Raw genomic sequence first — 16,181 nt, 5'->3', positions numbered from 1 at the left:
GTGAGGCAAACCGAATAACCGTATAGACCCGTTATCGGCCCTCCATTGCAGGGGTATTGCCGAAATCGGGCGGAGAGGAGCGTCATTTAGCCCATGTTGACCCAGCTTGACCGGGACCTTGCCCGCGTGATGGACGGGCTGACCGCCCCCGATGGCATGCTTGCGACTGCGCCGCATCAGGCCTTCGGCCGCGATCTGCCGATGATCGCTGCCGCGCCGCCTACGCTCGCCGCCTATTTCGCGCAGTTCTGCACGTTCCACGGCGCCAAGGAGTTCATCGTCGACGGCGATGTGCGGCTCACGTTCGCGCAAACGCTCGAGGCCGCACGCATGGCGGCTGGTGGCCTTGTCGCGGGGCACGGCGTCCAGAAGGGCGACCGCATCGGCATCGCCGCCCGCAATTCGGCCAACTGGATCGTTGCCTACATGGCTGTGCTCATGGCCGGCGGCTGTGCTGTCCTCATCAACGGCTGGTGGCAGGGCGAGGAAATGGCCCATGGCATCGACATGGTCGGCTGCCGCATGATCATCGCCGACCGCCAGCGCGCTGAACGCCTCACCGGCATCACCCATGGGGCCGAGATCATTCCGTTGCTCCATGATTGCCATCCGGCCGAAGGTCTCGCAGCGCTGACCGCCAAAGGCGGCGACGCCGCCACGCCGCTCCCTGAACTCGGGGCTGACGATCTGGCGACGATCCTGTTCACCTCTGGTTCGACCGGCGTTTCCAAGGGCGCATATTCCAACCATCGCGGCGTGGTGCAGGGCACCTACAGCTACCTTGCTCAGAGCGTCATGGTGCTCGGCCTGATGACCGCGCGCGGCGAAGCGCCGCCAGCAGATTCGCAGCCGATCGCGCTCGTCAACGTGCCGTTGTTCCATGTGACCGGCGAAGTGCCGTTGCTGCTCCAGTCCTACGCGCTCGGGCGCAAGCTAGTGCTTATGCCCAAGTGGGACGTGGTTACCGCGATGCAGTTGATCGAGCGCGAGAAGGTGACCTATTTCGTCGGCGTGCCGCTCATGAGCTACGAGATCGCCACGCACCCGGATCACGGCAAGTACGACCTTTCGTCTTGCGTCACGTTCGCCGCGGGCGGCGCACCCCGCCCGGTCGAACACGTCGACCGTATCCGCAAGGCGCTGCCCCACGCGTTCCCGATCCTGGGCTATGGCCTCACCGAAACCAACGGCGTGGGCTGCGGCAATTTCAACGAGAACTATCTCGCCAAGCCTGGCAGCACCGGCACGCCCTCGCGTCCGCTGGTTGATCTTGCCATCCTCGACGATGCCGGCCAGCCGGTCCCGCAGGGCCAGCTTGGCGAGGTCGCGATTCGCAGCGTCGCCAACTTCATCGGCTACTGGGACAACCCGGAGGCGACTGCGGCCGCGATCATGCCGGATGGCTATTTCCGCACCGGCGATCTTGGCTATCGCGATGCCGAGGGGTACCTCTTCATCGTCGATCGCAAGAAGGACATCATCATCCGTGGCGGTGAGAACATCGCCTGCATCGAAGTCGAGAACGCGATCTACGCGCATCCCGGCGTGGCCGAAGCGAGCGTGTTCGGGCTGCCGGATGAACTCTATGGCGAGGTCCCGGTCGCCGTCTATCTCGCCAAGGAAGGCTGCACCGTGACCGCCGACGATCTACGTGCCTTCCTCGCCTCGCACATCGCCGCGTTCAAGATCCCCGTCCGCTTCTGGGAAGAGCACGAGGCCTTGCCCCGGCTGGGCACCGAAAAGGTGGACAAACGCACCCTCAAGCAGCGTTACGGGGCGTAATGGCAAGAGACGCGCAAGGCCGGATAGGGTAGAGACGCGGGGTATGATCACCCCCCGGATTTCCAACCAGCGCGCCATCATCGATCGCCGGGCGCTTGCCGATGCCATTGCCGAGCGCGTCGGCGCGGAAGGCGACAAGGCGCGTCCGGCTATCGTCGAACTGCTGCGCGAGGCACTTGCCAAGGGGCGTGAGGAACTCGCGCGCCGCCTGCGCGAGAAGCCCTCGCACGGCACCGAATGCGCGCAGGGGCAGGCTTTCCTGATCGACCAACTGGTCCGCGTGATCCACGATCACGTGGTCGGCCATGTCTACCGCGCCAGCAACCGGTCGACCGGCGAACGCATCGCACTCGTTTCGGTCGGCGGATACGGGCGCGGCGAGATGGCCCCGCATTCGGATGTCGATATCGCCTTTCTCACCCCGACCAAGCCCACGGCCTGGTGCGAGCAGGTGATCGAGGCCATGCTCTATTTCTTCTGGGACCTCGGACTCAAGGTCGGCCAGTCGAGCCGCTCGCTCGACGAAATGGTGCGCATGGCGCGCAGCGATCTGACGATCCGCACGGCACTCCTTGAAGGCCGCTATGTCTGGGGTGACCGCGCGCTTTATGAAGAAAGCGCGCGGCGCTTCTGGGCCGAAGTCGTCACCGGCACCGAACGCCAGTTCGTCGCCGAGAAACTGGCCGAGCGCAACGAGCGGCACAAGAAACTGGGCGACAGCCGCTACGTGGTCGAACCCAATGTCAAGGAAGGCAAGGGCGGTCTGCGCGATCTGCATACGCTTTACTGGATTGGCAAATACATCCACAAGGTCCGCGATCCCAGCGAACTGGTCGAAGTCGGCCTGCTCACGGCCGCCGAATACCGGGCTTTCCGCCGCGCAGAGAACTTCTTCTGGTCGGTGCGCTGCCATCTCCACACCGTGACCGGCCGCGCCGAGGACCGCCTCACATTCGATCTCCAGCGCGAAGTGGCGCTGCGCATGAACTTCGCTGATCGTCCGGGCAAGAGCGCGGTCGAACGCTTCATGCAGTATTTCTTTCTGCAGGCGACGCAGGTCGGATCGCTCACCGGCATGTTCCTCGCCCAGCTCGACGAGCAGTTCGCCAAGACCCGTGTCGGCTTCTTCGCGGCGTTGCGGGGGCGTCGCAAGCGCAAGATCGGCGCGTTCCCGATCCAGGCCGAGAAGCTGGGGGCCGATGGCGACGATTTCTTCCGGACCGATCCTGTCCGCCTGATCGAGATATTCCTGGTCGCCGATCGCGAGGGGCTGGAGATCCATCCCGAAGCGATGCGCCTCGCCCGTCGCGATTGCGGTCTGATCGACGCCGCCGTGCGCCGCGATCCGCGTGCCAACACCATGTTCATGGAACTGCTCACCAGCCGCAACGATCCGGAAACAGCGCTGCGTTGGATGAGCGAGGCGGGCATCTTCGGCCGCTTCGTGCCCGATTTCGGCCGCGTCGTCGCGCAGATGCAGTTCGACATGTATCACCATTACACGGTCGACGAGCATACCATTCGCGCCATCGGCCTGCTCTCGCGCATCGAGAAGGGTGAGGAGACCGAGCAGCATCCGCTCGCCACCGAAGTGATCGGCAAGGTCGCTTCGCGCCGGGTGCTCTATGTCGCGACCTTGCTGCACGATATCGCCAAGGGCCGGCGCGGCGATCATTCGATCCTCGGCGCCGAAGTCGCGATGAAGCTGTGCCCGCGCCTCGGTATGTCACCGGCCGAGACGGAACTGGTCGCGTGGCTGGTGCGCTGGCACCTCCTGATGAGTGCAACAGCCTTCAAGCGCGATCTGGCCGATTACAAGACCATCGCCGATTTTGCCGGGCGCGTGCAGAGCCAGGAGCGCCTCCGCCTGCTTCTTGTGCTTACCATAGTCGATATTCGCGCGGTCGGCCCCGGCATCTGGAATTCGTGGAAGCGCCAGTTGCTGGGCGATCTGTTCACGTCTGCCGAGGAAGTGCTCCGCCTCGGCCACAAGCAGCACGGACGCGCCGAACGCATCGCCGCCAAGAAGAAGGCTGTCGCCGTTCTCCTCAAGGAGCGCGACGTGCTGATCGGCACGGTCGGCCGCCAATTGGGCGACGCCTACTGGATCGCCGAGCCCGAGGACATCATCGCGCTCAATCTGCAGCAGATGGATCTATCGCTCGACGAGCCGCTGACAGTCGAAGCGCACTGGTATGCCGCGCGCGGCGCCACGCTCGTCACCGTGCTCGCCGCTGACCACCCGGGCCTGTTCTACCGCATCGCCGGCGGTATCCACCTTGCCGGCGGCAACATCATCGATGCGCGCATCCACACCGCGCGTAATGGCCTGGCGGTCGACAATTTCCTCGTGCAGGATCCGCTGGGTCGTCCGCTCAACGAGCCAGCGCAGATTGCCCGCCTCAAGACCGCGATTGCCGATGCCCTCGCCAACCGGGTCAAGCTCCTGCCCCAGCTCGCGGCCCGCCCCTCTGCCCGTCCGCGCGCCGAAGCATTCGAGGTCGAGCCTATCGTCATCTTCGACAACAAGGCATCCAATCGCTTCACCGTGATCGAGGTGGGCGCGCGCGATCGTCCGGCGCTGCTCAGCCAGTTGGCGCGCGGCCTGTTCGAGGCCCGGCTGGTCGTCCACTCCGCCCATATCGCCACTTATGGCGAGCGGGCGGTCGATACGTTCTATGTCACCGACCTGCTCGGCGAGAAGATCGAGGCGGAAAGCCGGACGCGCGCGATCGAGAAGCGCCTGATCGAAGCAGCGGAGGACCGGCGCTCGCGGGCTGCCGCAGCATGACCGAGGCGCAGTACCTTGCCGGCCGTATCCTCCTTGCCATGCCCGGCATGGGCGATGCGCGTTTCGAACGCGCCGTGATCGCGATGTGTGTTCACGACGAGCATGGCGCGCTTGGCATCGGCATTGGCAGCGTCCGCGAAGGGGTGACCTTGCACAGTCTGCTCACCGATGTCGGCATCGATCCAGGCGGGGTGCCCGATGGCCCGGTGCTCAATGGCGGCCCGGTGGAAACTTCCCGCGGGTTCGTGCTCCACAGCACCGATTGGGGCGGCAGCGGGTCCGTCGAAGTGAACCCGCTCTGCGCGCTCTCTGCTTCGCTGGATGTGCTGCGGGCGATTGCCGAAGGGCGCGGCCCGTCGAAATGGCTTGTCGCGCTTGGCTATGCGGGCTGGGGTGCGGGCCAACTCGAAGGCGAGATGCGTCAGCACGGCTGGTACGCTGCGCAGGGCCGCAGCGAGATCCTGTTCGAAAGTTCGGTCAACGCCCGCTGGGCCGCCACCTGGCGCGCCGAGGGGATCGATCCCTCGCATCTCGTCAGCCAGACCGGACGGGCCTGAGGTCCTTCCCATTCTTGCGTTGCAGAAATGGGGAGGTGGCAGCCCGAAGGGCTGACGGAGCGGCTTGCCTCACCCCAACCGCCGCACCGCCTCGTCCTTGCCGATCAACGGCAACAGCGCCTTCATGTCCGGCCCGTGGTCCATCCCCGTCAGCGCCTGCCGCAGCGGGAGGAACAGCGCCTTGCCCTTGCGCCCGGTTGCATCCTTCAGCGCAGCGGTGAGCGCACTCCAGGGGTCGATGTCCCAGTCGAGCGTGGCGGCAGCAACCGCCGCCTGATCCAGATAGGCCCGCGTCTCGGCATCGAACGCCGGCGCCGCAACGGGCCCGGTGACCACCCGCCACCAGTCCGCCGCCTCGGCCACTTTGCTCAGGTTCGGTCGAATTGCCTCCCACGCCGCCTCGCCCATGCCCTCGGGCAGCCGCACGCGCACATGCGCGAAAGGCAACCGGTGGATGACCGCCGCGTTCACCCGCGCCAGTTCCGCATCATCAAACCGCGCCGGCGCCCGGCCAAAGCGCCCCAGATCGAAACTCGCTGCCAGTGCATCGGCTTCCAGGTCCGCGTCCACCGGATCGCTCGTTCCCAGTCTGGCCAGCAGCGCGATCAGTGCCTCGGGCTCGATGCCGCTTTCGCGCAACTCCGCCACGCCGAGCGATCCCAGCCGCTTGGACAACTTGCCCTCCGCGCCGGTCAGCAGTGCCTCGTGCGCAAACCGCGGTACCGGCGCGCCCAGCGCGATGAACATCTGCACCTGGGTTGCGGTGTTGGAAACGTGGTCCTCGCCGCGCAGCACATCCGTCACGCCCATGGCGATGTCGTCGATCACCGATGGCAGCATGTAGAGCCACGAACCGTCCGCGCGGCGCACCACCGGGTCCGACATCTGCCGCGGATCGAAGTGCTGCGGTCCGCGGATGCCGTCCACCCATTTGATCGGTGCGTCATGGTCGAGCAGGAACCGCCAGTGGGGTGCCTCGCCCGCTGCCGCCTTGGCAGCGTGATCGGTCTCGCTCAGCGTGAGCGCACTGCGGTCGTAGATCGGCGGCAGACCGCGCCCCAGCAGCACCTTGCGCTTGAGTTCCAGCTCCTGCGCCGTTTCATAGCAGCGATAAAGCCGCCCCGCCGCGACCAGCGTCTCGAACGCGGCCTCATAGATCGCAAAGCGCGCAGATTGCCGCTCCTCGCGCTCCGGATGCAGCCCCAGCCACGCCAGATCGTCCCGGATCGCCTCGACATGCTCCTCGCGGCTGCGTGCCCCATCGGTGTCGTCGATCCGCAGCAGGAAACGCCCGCCGCTCTTCTTTGCCAGCAGCCAGTTGTGCAGCGCCGTGCGGATGTTGCCGACATGAAGCGTGCCGGTGGGCGAGGGCGCGAAGCGGGTGGTGACAGTAGATGACATGGCCTGCCCTATAGCGCACCGCGCCCGACTGGCTAGATCGGCTCAGCCGGTGCGAAACCCATGCGTGATCGGATAGCGCCGGTCGCGCCCGAAGTTGCGCATCCCCAGCTTCACCCCCGGGGGAGCTTGGCGCCGTTTGTATTCCGCCACGTTGAGCAGCCGCTCGATCCGCGCCACCGTGGCATGGTCGAAGCCGTCCGCAACGAGTTGATCGACGCTCTTCTCATGTTCCACCAGCCCCAGCAGAATGCCGTCGAGCACCGCGTAGTCGGGCAGCGAATCCGAATCCTTCTGGTCGGGCCGGAGTTCGGCGCTCGGCGGCTTGGTGATGATCCGCTCGGGCATCACCGGGCCGTCCGGGCCCAGGCCGATCTTCGGCCGCGCCGCATTGCGCCAGCGCGAGATCGCGAAGACCGTCGTCTTGTAGGCATCCTTCAGCGGGTTGTAGCCGCCGTTCATGTCACCGTAGATCGTGGCGTAGCCGACGCTCATCTCGCTTTTGTTGCCGGTCGTCACCAGCATCGGCCCGAACTTGTTGGAAAGCGCCATCAAGGTCGTGCCGCGAATGCGCGACTGGAGGTTTTCCTCGGTGAGATCGGGGGATCGGCCCTCGAACGTCGGCGCGAGCATTGCCCCGAAGGCATCAACCGCCGGCACGATGGGGATCGTGTCGAGCCGCACGCCCAGCATTTTCGCGCAACCCTCGGCGTCTTCAAGGCTTTCGGCGCTGGTATAGGCGCTTGGCATCATCACGCACCACACCCGCTCCGCCCCCAGCGCGTCGACTGCAATCGCCGCACAGATCGCCGAATCGATCCCGCCCGAGAGCCCAAGCACCACGCCGGGAAACCGATTGGTGTTCACATAGTCGCGCAGCGCCAGCACCATGGCGCAATAGATGTCCTCGGGGTGTTCGGCGAGTTCGGCCACCCCGCCCGGCTGGCAGCGCCAGCGGCTGCCCGAAGCTGCAGGCACCTTCTGCCAAACCGTGTCGACCACGGCTTCTTCCCAATCCGGCAACTGCGCCCAGAGCGCGCCTTCCGGGCCGACCACAAAGCTCGCCCCGTCGAAGACGACCTCGTCCTGCCCGCCGACGCGGTTCACGAAGACCAGCGGGATCCCCGTGTCGATCGCGCGGCGCTTGGCCACGCCTTCGATCCTCAACTCGTCCTTGTCGATTTCATAGGGGCTGCCGTTGATGCAGATGAAGATCTCCGCACCCTGCTCGGCCAGATGGCGGCAGACTGGCGCATGCCAGATGTCCTCGCAGATCGGCAGGCCGAGCATGGCGCCCTTGAACGGCACCGGCTCGGGCAGCGGGCCGGGTAGGAAATAGCGCTTCTCGTCGAAGGTGCCATAGTTTGGGAGTTCCACCTTGAAGCGCACGGCTGCCACCTTGCCCTGATCCAGCAATGCCACGCCGTTATGCAGCGCCCCATCGCGCACGAAAACGGAGCCGACCAGCATGGCCGGGCCGCCATCCGCCGTTGCCGCCGCAAGCGCTTCCAGCGCGATCGCCGCGCGCTCGATCAGCGCCGGCTTCAGGATGAGGTCTTCCGGCGGATAGCCGATCAGTTGCATCTCGGGATAGACGATGAGGTCGCTGCCCTCCGCCCGTTCGCGCACGGCCAACATGGCGGCCGCGTTGGCGGCCAGATCGCCGACCTTCTGGTTGAGCTGAGCAAGCGTGATGATGAGTGTGTCGGCCATGGTCGCGACCCTAGGCGGCATTGGCGCACGAGTTCAAGGATATCCAACGGTGCAACGGACCACTTCGGTGGGCGCTGGTGTAAAACCATGTCTCCAAACGTTGCAATGCTGTCATCTTGGGCTAAGGCCCAACCCATCAACCAGAGTTGAGGGACTCGGGGAAGCTCATGAAAATCATGTCCGGCAACGGCAACCTGCCGCTGGCCCGCGCCATTGCCGCCTATCTCGAACTGCCGCTGACCGAAGCATCGGTCCGCCGCTTTGCCGACGAGGAAGTCTTCGTCGAGATCCACGAAAATGTGCGCGGCGAGGACGTCTTCATCGTCCAGTCGACCGGCTATCCGGCGAACGACAACCTCATGGAACTGCTGATCTGCATCGATGCGCTACGCCGCGCCTCGGCCAAGCGGATCACCGCTGTCATTCCCTACTTCGGCTATGCCCGGCAGGATCGCAAGCCCGGCCCGCGCACGCCGATCTCGGCCAAGCTCGTTGCCAACCTGATCACCACGGCGGGTGCCGACCGCGTGCTCGCGGTCGATCTCCACGCCGGGCAGATCCAGGGCTTCTTCGATATCCCGACCGACAACCTCTTCGCCGCGCCCGTCATGGCGGCCGATATCCAGACACGCTACGGCGGTCAGGACCTCATGGTCGTCTCGCCCGACGTCGGCGGCGTGGTACGTGCGCGCGCGCTCGCCAAGCGGCTTGACAACGCTCCACTCGCCATCGTCGACAAGCGTCGTGACCGCCCTGGCCAGAGCGAAGTGATGAACATCATCGGCGATGTCCGCGGCCGGATGTGTATCCTGATCGACGATATCATCGATTCGGGCGGCACCCTCTGCAATGCCGCCCAGGCGCTGCTCGACAACGGTGCCTCCGGCGTTGCCGCCTACATCAGCCACGGCGTGCTTTCGGGCGGCGCGGTCGCGCGCGTGAACAATTCGGCGCTCAAGGAACTCGTTATCACCGACACGATCCTGCCGACCGAGGCCACCCAGGCATCGGATCGCATCCGCGTGCTCACCATCGCTCCGTTGATCGGCGAGGCCGTCCGCCGCATCGCCGACGAAAGCTCGGTCTCCAGCCTGTTCGATTGATCTTCAAGGGGCTCCGACGCGCTCCCCGACGAGGGGATGGGGCCGGGGCTCGGCGGGCCTCGTTTTGACAGGGCCTCCATCGCAGCCCATGGAGAGCGCGATGGCCCTGATCCTGTTCAACAAGCCCTATGGCGTGCTGTGCCAGTTCAGCCCGGAGCCGAACGGTCCGCCACGGCAAACGCTCGCCGATTTTATCGAGCACCCGGGCATCTACCCGGCCGGACGGCTCGATCACGACAGCGAGGGCCTTGTCCTGCTGACAGACGATGGCCGTCTTCAGGCGCGCATTACCGATCCGCGCTTCAAACTGGCCAAGACATATCTGGTGCAGGTGGAAGGCGATCCGGATGATGCCGCACTTGAGCCCCTGCGCCGGGGTCTGATGCTCAAGGACGGGCCGACGTTGCCTGCCGACGTGCGCCGGATTGATCCGCCCGCACTGTGGCCGCGCGACCCGCCTGTCCGCTTCCGCAAGAGCGTGCCCGATTGCTGGCTCGAACTGACGATCCGTGAAGGCCGCAACCGCCAGGTGCGCCGCATGACCGCTGCCGCCGGCCTGCCCACGCTGCGGCTGCTGCGCTGGCGAATCGGTGAATGGACACTCGAAGGGCTCGCGCCGGGCGAATGGCGCGCAGGCGTTACTGCCAGGGCTTGATATCGCCCGGTGCGATCCGCGCGATCGTCTCCAGCCGCCGGGCCTGCCGGGTTTCCAGCGAGAGCGTCATCAGCGGCTGCGGCAAATCGACGAACTGGCGTGGGCTCATACCGAACAGTGCGGTGAACTCGCGGATCAGGTGGCTCTGGTCGTAGTAGCGCAGCGCCAGCGCTTCTGCCTCGTCGTGATCGGCCACACCGCGCAGGTGGCTTGCCATGTCGAGCGCCCGCGCACGGCGGAGCACCTGTTTCGGCGGCAGGCCGAAGTCACGGCGGACGAGGCGTTCGAGCTTGCGCTGCTCGATGCCGCATTGCTGTGCCAGTCGCGCCACGGTGATTTCCGGGTTTGCAAACGCTGCCGCCTCGACCGAGGCTGCCACCGGATCGGGTTCGGCCGCGCCGCAGCGGGTGATCAGGCGGCGCATATCCTCCTCCATCGCGCAGCACCACGCCTCAGGAGTGCCGCCTTCAGCGAACAGGTCCATCCAGGCCTGGCTGCTGAGGCCCAGCATCTCGAGCGGTGCAAGCCGGTCGCACATGGCATCGAGTTTCACTTTGCCCAGTGCATGGCAGGCCCCAGCCCGGAAAGAGAGACCGACGCTGGTGAAGCTCCCCTTGACCGTTATCGGCATGCGCACAGTCTGTGGGCCGAAATAGAGCGCGGCACGGCCCATCTCGCGTCGGCCTTCCGCCGTTTCGGCGGTCCAGTCGCCCCGCAGCTGGACGCGTACCATCGCGGTATCGCTGAAGATCCCGCAGGAAACCGCGTGATCGGACGGCGCGTCGACGACGGTCACGTAAAAACGGGCGATCCACGGGGCAAGGTCGCTCGCCGGAGCCCGGCTGTAGGAGATCGGCTGACCATCGCGCGTCGCCGCCCCGCCCGAGGCGATCGCCGGGTCAATGGCAGGTCTGCTCATCCGATTCATCCATGTCCCCCTGAACCTGGTTGCGGCAGGTGTTTTACTGCTATGTTACCGGTCTAGCCGCCCTGTGATCCCCTGGGTGTGCTTGATATCACTATCGGTAAGCACAAACCTGACTTTTCGCCAAGGTAGTAGACCGCCGAGGGCAGGCGTTGCGACCCCTTGACCGACCGATGGGCCGAGGGCCATTGCAGCGGCCATGAAAGACATCGATCTTGATCGTGACATCGCTCTCGCGCTGCGGCTTGCTGATGCAGCAGGCGCGGCCATACGCCCCTTCTTTCGCAGCGGGGTGACGGCCGATCGCAAGAGTGATTCCTCGCCGGTCACGCTTGCCGACCGCGCCGCCGAGGAAGCCATGCGCGCCCTGCTGTCCGCCGAGGTACCGGAAGATACGGTGATCGGCGAGGAAATGGGGTCGACCCCTGGTACCAGCGGTCGCAGTTGGGTGCTCGATCCGATCGATGGGACGACCGGGTTCCTCGCCGGTCGTCCCTTGTTCGGCACGCTGATCGCCCTCGTCGTGGAAGGCTTCCCGGTCATCGGCGTGATCGATCAGCCGATCCTTGGCGAACGCTGGGTTGGCGCGATTGGCCGCCCCACCACGATGAACGGTCATGCCGTGCGCACACGCGCATGCCCAGTGCTCTCCGATGCTGCCCTCGCGACCACCGGCCCGCACTATTTCGATGATCACGACGGCGCGCATTTCATGAGCCTTGCGGCGAGCACCGATCACAAGCGCATGGTCATGGGCGGCGATTGCTACAACTACGCCATGCTGGCGTCCGGCTTTCTCGACGTGGTCTGCGAGGCCGGGCTCAAGCTGCATGATTGGGCTGCGCTCGTCCCCATTGTCGAAGGAGCCGGCGGTACCATGGCCGATTGGAACGGTGAGCCACTCCACGCCGGTTCCGATGGCCACGTGCTCGCACTCGGCGATCCGGCCCGGCTGGAGCACGTGGTGGAGGCCTTGGCCTGCCACCATTGATACGTGGCACATCTGACCCTCGAAGAGTGCTCCGATGAGCCTTCCGCGCCGCCTGTTTTTCTATGGTACGCTCACCCACGAACACAGGAATGCCCTGACTGACACGCTGCTGCCACGCCTTGGCGGGCGGCCGCGTCGCGGCTGGGTGCGCGGCGCCTTGTTCCTGCGGCGGGATCGCCAAGGGGGCTATCCGGTGCTGATGCCCGGGGCTGGCTGTGTCCGCGGCTGGGTCTATGGCGGGTTGCGGCCAATCCCCCGTGCCGTGCTGGCGGCCTTCGATGCATGGGAGCACTGCGATCCGCGCCGCCCCGGACGCGGTGAGTATCGGCGCACGGTTCTGGTCGTCCACACCCGCGGCGGACCGCTGCGCGCGGCGGCCTATCTGCCCAACCGGCGCGCAGTGCTGGGCCTGCGCGCTGTGCCGGGCGGTGATTTTGCAGCGCACGCTGCCGCCCGCGGTCTTGCCGTGCTGGCGGAGTGAGCCCTACTCATTCGGCGCTTCGCTGTTGAGCTGGGCCCGGCCCATCCGGGCGATCATCTCGAACTGGGTCTCGAGTACGTCGAAATGCTCGTCCTCGCTGGGGAGGATATCGGCGAACAGATCCCGGCCGACGAAATCGCGCATGTCTTCGTAATGTGCGATGGCTTCTTTGAGCCGCGGACCGGAATCACCCTTCACGCTGGGTCTCGTCGCTTTCGGGCAAGGCTAGAGAGCGTGCCAGGCCTGCACGATGGACATCTGCATCGGAAACGAGTTTTCGCTCCTACTCTTGCAATAAGTAATGCAAAGCACTTGCAATAGTGAGGGGAACTGCATCCAGTCCGGCGCACGGGTCCGGACAGGGCCCGGCGTTGCATTTTTACCGGCTCGGCACTATGCTTCAGCTTGCATCAAGAGTTGGGGATTGACGCCCCGACGCCAACCTGCCGGTTCCCGGGCAAGGTGGCGCCTTCGCCAGCGAAGGGATGCGGCCGGTCCGGCAACCAAACGGAACAAGGCTGCAGGCGTCGTTTCTCCCGAAATTCGAAGGGTCAAGAAACGTGCCGATCCGCATTGCCGACAATCTTCCCGCCCGCCGCACGCTGGAGGCTGAGGGGGTTATCGTGATGAGCGAGACCGAGGCGGCGCGGCAGGATATCCGCCCACTTCGCGTCGCGCTGCTCAATCTGATGCCCGACAAGATTACCACCGAAACGCAGATCGCCCGTCTGCTCGGGGCGACGCCGCTGCAGATCGAGCTCGAGCTCGTGCGCATCTCGGATCACGTCAGCAAGAACACGTCCGCGGGCCACATTACCGCCTTCTACCGCCCATGGGAGGATGTCCGGTCCGAAAAGTTCGACGGCCTCATCATCACCGGTGCGCCGGTGGAACAGATTGCGTTCGAGGAGGTGACCTACTGGGACGAGATGCGCCGCATTCTGGATTGGTCGCGGCAGAACGTTCACCGCACGCTGACCCTGTGCTGGGGCGCGATGGCCGCCCTGCATCATTTCCACGGCATGCCGAAGCACGCGCTGGCTGAAAAGGCCACCGGCGTGTTCAGCCATGTCAACCACGCTCCGGCGCATCCGGTCATGCGCGGTCTACCCGATCGGTTCGATGTTCCCGTCTCGCGCTGGAGCGAACTGCGCGGCGCCGATCTCCCTGCCGGGCGCGGCCTTGCGGTGCTGGCAGACAGTCCCGAAACCGGCCTTTGCCTGATCGGCGATCCGGTCAACAGCGCGGTCCACATGCTGAACCACCTCGAATACGATACGCTCACTCTTGCGGGCGAATATGCCCGGGACGAGGGGCGCAGCCTCCCGCTGAACTACTTTCCCGGCAACGATCCTGCCGCCATGCCGTCCAATACCTGGCGCGGCCATGGCCATCTGCTGTTCAGCAACTGGATCAACGAGACGTACCAGACGACCCCGTTCGATCGGCAGGACATCGGGAGGGCCTGACCTCCTTCACGCGGCATCAACCCGCCGCGCCTATGGCGGTCTCCATGTTGGAACTTGCCGCCTACACGTTGTTCATCCTGATGGCCGCTTTGCCTGCCCTGGTACCGGTTCTTGCGACCGTCTTGCCGCTGCAGGCGGCGGTGTTTGCCGTGCGCGGCTATCGCATCGCAGCGGTGCTGTGCGTTGTTGTCGCGGCCTTCTGTGCAGCCTTGGCGTTTGGTCCCGCGTCGGCGGTGCCCGGCGGCGAGGCGTTTCAGGCCATGCGCAAGACCGCTGAACGTCAGGCCTTTGCGCAGAAGATGATGCGGTCCTCGACATTCGGAGGAACCGGTGCGCCGGTTACGATAGGAGAAATCATGGACGTTTATGGCGAGCCCTCGTCCGATGCGGGCGCGCCGAAAGGAGCTCCAAAAGGGGCGGCAGCCCGGCGCCCAGCCATGGCCAGCGCCCACGCCGCGCGGGGATGAACCCATGGTCGATCCAACGCCGACGATGTGATCCGCTGGTGCCGCGAGAGACGACATCCATCTCTCTCCTTGCCTTTTGCGCCCCGTACCCCTAAGCGCGCCCACTTCATCGGGTGCGGATTCGATGACTTGCCTGGCCATGCAGGGCTGCCACGGCGGGTCGGACGTACCCTTACCAAGGAGACGAAAATGCCCAAGCTCAAGACCAAGAGCGGTGTGAAGAAGCGCTTCAAGATCACCGCCTCCGGCAAGGTCAAGCACGGTGTCGCCGGCAAGCGTCACCGCCTGATCAGCCACAACGCCAAGTACATCCGCCAGAACCGCGGCATGGACGTGATCTCCGATGCGGACGCAAAGGTGATCAAGAAGTGGGCGCCCTACGGGCTGAACTGAGGAGCGAAGACCCATGAGCCGCATCAAACGGGGTGTTACCACCCGCGCCAAGCACAAGCGCATTCTCGAACAGGCCAAGGGCTATCGGGGCCGCCGCAAGAACACCATCCGCGTTGCCCGGCAGGCCGTCGAAAAGGCCGGCCAGTACGCGTACCGCGATCGCAAGATCAAGAAGCGGGAATTCCGCGGTCTCTGGATCCAGCGCATCAACGCTGCCGTCCGTGCCGAGGGCCTGACCTACTCGCAGTTCATCCACGGCACCAAGCTCGCCGGGATCGAACTCGACCGGAAGGCGATGGCCGATCTCGCAATGAATGAGGCCGGTGTGTTCACGGCGATCATCGCTCAGGCCAAGCAGGCGCTCGGCGCGGCTGCCTGATCGGAGATACAGGCCCGGGCGTTCCAATCCGGTGCGCGCTGTGGCCTGATTGTCTTGAAAAGCGACAAAATCAAAAAAGGGTGCTGGCCGCGAGGCTGGTGCCCTTTTTGCCATTTTGGCGACTTCACGTGCCTCCCGGTACCGACTATGGTCGGGGAATAGGGGCAAAAAGTGGGGCGCATCGGAGTGAACGGCGATTGTACCGTGGAGGTACGCTTTTATCAGCCGCCTCCGGCCCTGAGGCCCTTTTTCACCACGTTCTACATCACCGAGATCGATGCCGGGCTCGATGGCCGCGTCGTTGACCACCTGCATCCCGAGTGGGCAAACCTGCGAATCATCGAAGGGGTTCTGCCGGTGTCGGTGATCCGGCAGCAGTCGCCCTTTCCCGCCATGGCCGGGATCGTCACCGGCCCGACCAGTACGGCCGTGCGCTTCACCACCGGCACATCGCGCATCTGGGGGATCGGGTTGTTGCCGCTCGGCTGGGCCAAGTTCGTCACGGCCCCCGCCCATCTCTTTGCAGATCAGCTCTACGATCCGCTGGTCGTTCCAGCCTTCGCCCCGATCCGTCCTCTGGTTGAAACCCTGTTCGGCCCCGCGCCGGATGAGGCGGCGGAGCTTGCGCGGATCACCCGGCATTTCGAGAGCCTTGCCGCCCGCGAGGTGCCGGAAGAGGCCCGCATCCGCTCCGCCCACAAGGCGCTGGTCGATCCCGATGTCGCCAGCGTCGCCGCTATGGCCGAATCCGCCGGGCTTGCCTCGCATACGCTGGAGCGCCTTTGTCGTCGGCACTTCGGCTTTCCGCCCAGCCTGCTGCTGCGCCGGCAGCGCTTCATGCGCAGTCTTTCGCAGTACATGCTCGATCCCTCGCTCACCTGGATCGGCGCCATCGATTCGCACTATCATGATCAGGCCCAGTTCGTGCGCGAGTTCCACCGTTTCATGGGCATGAGCCCGCGCGCCTATGCCGCTTTGCCGCACCCGGTGCTCGCCGGGGTCATGCGCGCGCGCATGGCGGCGGCGGGCGCCCCGGTGCAGGCACTCCACGATCCCTCAGGGGATTGAACGCGCACC

The 16,181-nt window shown here is 65.4% G+C and carries 16 protein-coding genes and 1 riboswitch; of the genes, 12 read left to right on the top strand and 4 right to left on the bottom strand.

Annotated elements, in window-relative coordinates; translation table 11 throughout:
- Positions 1-93: 93 nt before the first annotated feature.
- From AQZ52_RS01245 to AQZ52_RS01235, 3 genes are read left to right on the top strand one after another with little or no spacing between them, the layout of a single operon-like run.
- Positions 94-1,782 (top strand): class I adenylate-forming enzyme family protein, encoded by a 1,689-nt coding sequence (locus AQZ52_RS01245; protein ID WP_067906140.1) that lies wholly within the window; start codon positions 94-96, stop codon positions 1,780-1,782.
- A 43-nt stretch (positions 1,783-1,825) separates the two neighbouring features.
- A complete protein-coding gene (locus tag AQZ52_RS01240; RefSeq protein WP_067906139.1) occupies positions 1,826-4,573 on the top strand; it encodes a [protein-PII] uridylyltransferase in 2,748 nt (915 codons plus the stop codon).
- On the top strand, positions 4,570-5,130 hold the full coding sequence (locus AQZ52_RS01235) for a YqgE/AlgH family protein (protein WP_067906138.1): 561 nt from the start codon (positions 4,570-4,572) through the stop codon (positions 5,128-5,130). The genes AQZ52_RS01240 and AQZ52_RS01235 overlap by 4 nt, the downstream gene beginning before the upstream one ends.
- A 69-nt stretch (positions 5,131-5,199) precedes the next feature.
- Here AQZ52_RS01235 and gltX read toward each other — a convergent pair whose 3' ends face one another.
- Entirely contained in the window at positions 5,200-6,531 is a 1,332-nt protein-coding gene (gltX, locus tag AQZ52_RS01230; RefSeq protein WP_067906137.1) for a glutamate--tRNA ligase, read from the bottom strand.
- A gap of 42 nt (positions 6,532-6,573) precedes the next feature.
- A complete protein-coding gene (locus AQZ52_RS01225; RefSeq protein WP_067906136.1) occupies positions 6,574-8,241 on the bottom strand; it encodes an NAD+ synthase in 1,668 nt (555 codons plus the stop codon).
- 167 nt (positions 8,242-8,408) lie between these two features.
- Between AQZ52_RS01225 and AQZ52_RS01220 the strand changes: the two genes are divergently transcribed.
- Together AQZ52_RS01220 and AQZ52_RS01215 are read left to right on the top strand one after the other, a co-directional pair.
- A complete protein-coding gene (locus AQZ52_RS01220; protein WP_067906135.1) occupies positions 8,409-9,344 on the top strand; it encodes a ribose-phosphate pyrophosphokinase in 936 nt (311 codons plus the stop codon).
- A 100-nt stretch (positions 9,345-9,444) separates the two neighbouring features.
- A complete protein-coding gene (locus AQZ52_RS01215; RefSeq protein WP_067906134.1) occupies positions 9,445-9,999 on the top strand; it encodes a pseudouridine synthase in 555 nt (184 codons plus the stop codon).
- On the opposite strand, the gene AQZ52_RS01210 is transcribed toward AQZ52_RS01215, so the two are convergent.
- The gene (locus AQZ52_RS01210; protein ID WP_067906133.1) at positions 9,983-10,927 is read right to left on the bottom strand and encodes a helix-turn-helix domain-containing protein; all 945 of its coding nucleotides are present in this window, start codon (positions 10,925-10,927) and stop codon (positions 9,983-9,985) included. The genes AQZ52_RS01215 and AQZ52_RS01210 overlap by 17 nt on opposite strands.
- A 196-nt stretch (positions 10,928-11,123) precedes the next feature.
- On the opposite strand from AQZ52_RS01210, the gene AQZ52_RS01205 reads away from it, so the two are divergent.
- Both AQZ52_RS01205 and AQZ52_RS01200 read left to right on the top strand, forming a co-directional pair.
- Positions 11,124-11,915 (top strand): inositol monophosphatase family protein, encoded by a 792-nt coding sequence (locus tag AQZ52_RS01205; RefSeq protein WP_420806436.1) that lies wholly within the window; start codon positions 11,124-11,126, stop codon positions 11,913-11,915.
- A gap of 34 nt (positions 11,916-11,949) precedes the next feature.
- Entirely contained in the window at positions 11,950-12,396 is a 447-nt protein-coding gene (locus AQZ52_RS01200) for a gamma-glutamylcyclotransferase family protein (protein WP_067906132.1), read from the top strand.
- Between the two features lie 3 nt (positions 12,397-12,399).
- Here the strand turns inward: AQZ52_RS01200 and AQZ52_RS01195 are convergent, their stop codons facing one another.
- Positions 12,400-12,594 carry a ferritin family protein gene (locus AQZ52_RS01195; protein WP_067906131.1) on the bottom strand — a complete coding sequence of 65 codons (195 nt, stop codon included), beginning with the start codon at positions 12,592-12,594 and terminating at the stop codon, positions 12,400-12,402.
- 204 nt (positions 12,595-12,798) lie between these two features.
- A riboswitch (SAM-I-IV-variant riboswitch) is annotated at positions 12,799-12,913 on the top strand.
- A 43-nt stretch (positions 12,914-12,956) separates the two neighbouring features.
- Here AQZ52_RS01195 and AQZ52_RS01190 point away from each other — a divergent pair.
- From AQZ52_RS01190 to AQZ52_RS01170, 5 genes are all read left to right on the top strand, one after another.
- Positions 12,957-13,865: a homoserine O-succinyltransferase gene (locus AQZ52_RS01190; protein WP_067906130.1), complete on the top strand. Its 909-nt coding sequence runs from the start codon at positions 12,957-12,959 to the stop codon at positions 13,863-13,865.
- Positions 13,866-13,909: 44 nt separating this feature from the next.
- A complete protein-coding gene (locus AQZ52_RS01185) occupies positions 13,910-14,332 on the top strand; it encodes a hypothetical protein (RefSeq protein WP_156424739.1) in 423 nt (140 codons plus the stop codon).
- Positions 14,333-14,521: 189 nt separating this feature from the next.
- Positions 14,522-14,725, top strand: coding sequence for a 50S ribosomal protein L35 (rpmI, locus tag AQZ52_RS01180; RefSeq protein ID WP_054122496.1), 204 nt, complete (start codon positions 14,522-14,524; stop codon positions 14,723-14,725).
- A gap of 13 nt (positions 14,726-14,738) precedes the next feature.
- The gene (gene rplT / locus AQZ52_RS01175) at positions 14,739-15,104 is read left to right on the top strand and encodes a 50S ribosomal protein L20 (RefSeq protein ID WP_067906128.1); all 366 of its coding nucleotides are present in this window, start codon (positions 14,739-14,741) and stop codon (positions 15,102-15,104) included.
- Between the two features lie 204 nt (positions 15,105-15,308).
- A complete protein-coding gene (locus tag AQZ52_RS01170; RefSeq protein ID WP_240481399.1) occupies positions 15,309-16,172 on the top strand; it encodes a helix-turn-helix domain-containing protein in 864 nt (287 codons plus the stop codon).
- Positions 16,173-16,181 lie beyond the last annotated feature (9 nt).

This window comes from Novosphingobium fuchskuhlense, from assembly GCF_001519075.1.
GTDB lineage: Bacteria > Pseudomonadota > Alphaproteobacteria > Sphingomonadales > Sphingomonadaceae > Novosphingobium > Novosphingobium fuchskuhlense.
This window is presented reverse-complemented; position numbering and strand designations above follow the sequence as displayed.

Excerpts from the sequence above, each read along its gene's own strand:
- AQZ52_RS01200 (WP_067906132.1), top strand. The coding sequence starts at position 11,950 with ATGAGCCTTCCGCGCCGCCTGTTTTTCTATGGTACGCTCACCCACGAA.
- AQZ52_RS01210 (WP_067906133.1), bottom strand. The coding sequence starts at position 10,927 with ATGAATCGGATGAGCAGACCTGCCATTGACCCGGCGATCGCCTCGGGC.
- rpmI (WP_054122496.1), top strand. The coding sequence starts at position 14,522 with ATGCCCAAGCTCAAGACCAAGAGCGGTGTGAAGAAGCGCTTCAAGATC.
- gltX (WP_067906137.1), bottom strand. The coding sequence starts at position 6,531 with ATGTCATCTACTGTCACCACCCGCTTCGCGCCCTCGCCCACCGGCACG.
- rplT (WP_067906128.1), top strand. The coding sequence starts at position 14,739 with ATGAGCCGCATCAAACGGGGTGTTACCACCCGCGCCAAGCACAAGCGC.
- AQZ52_RS01215 (WP_067906134.1), top strand. The coding sequence starts at position 9,445 with ATGGCCCTGATCCTGTTCAACAAGCCCTATGGCGTGCTGTGCCAGTTC.
- AQZ52_RS01205 (WP_420806436.1), top strand. The coding sequence starts at position 11,124 with ATGAAAGACATCGATCTTGATCGTGACATCGCTCTCGCGCTGCGGCTT.
- AQZ52_RS01225 (WP_067906136.1), bottom strand. The coding sequence starts at position 8,241 with ATGGCCGACACACTCATCATCACGCTTGCTCAGCTCAACCAGAAGGTC.
- AQZ52_RS01245 (WP_067906140.1), top strand. The coding sequence starts at position 94 with ATGTTGACCCAGCTTGACCGGGACCTTGCCCGCGTGATGGACGGGCTG.
- AQZ52_RS01235 (WP_067906138.1), top strand. The coding sequence starts at position 4,570 with ATGACCGAGGCGCAGTACCTTGCCGGCCGTATCCTCCTTGCCATGCCC.
- AQZ52_RS01220 (WP_067906135.1), top strand. The coding sequence starts at position 8,409 with ATGAAAATCATGTCCGGCAACGGCAACCTGCCGCTGGCCCGCGCCATT.
- AQZ52_RS01185 (WP_156424739.1), top strand. The coding sequence starts at position 13,910 with ATGTTGGAACTTGCCGCCTACACGTTGTTCATCCTGATGGCCGCTTTG.
- AQZ52_RS01240 (WP_067906139.1), top strand. The coding sequence starts at position 1,826 with ATGATCACCCCCCGGATTTCCAACCAGCGCGCCATCATCGATCGCCGG.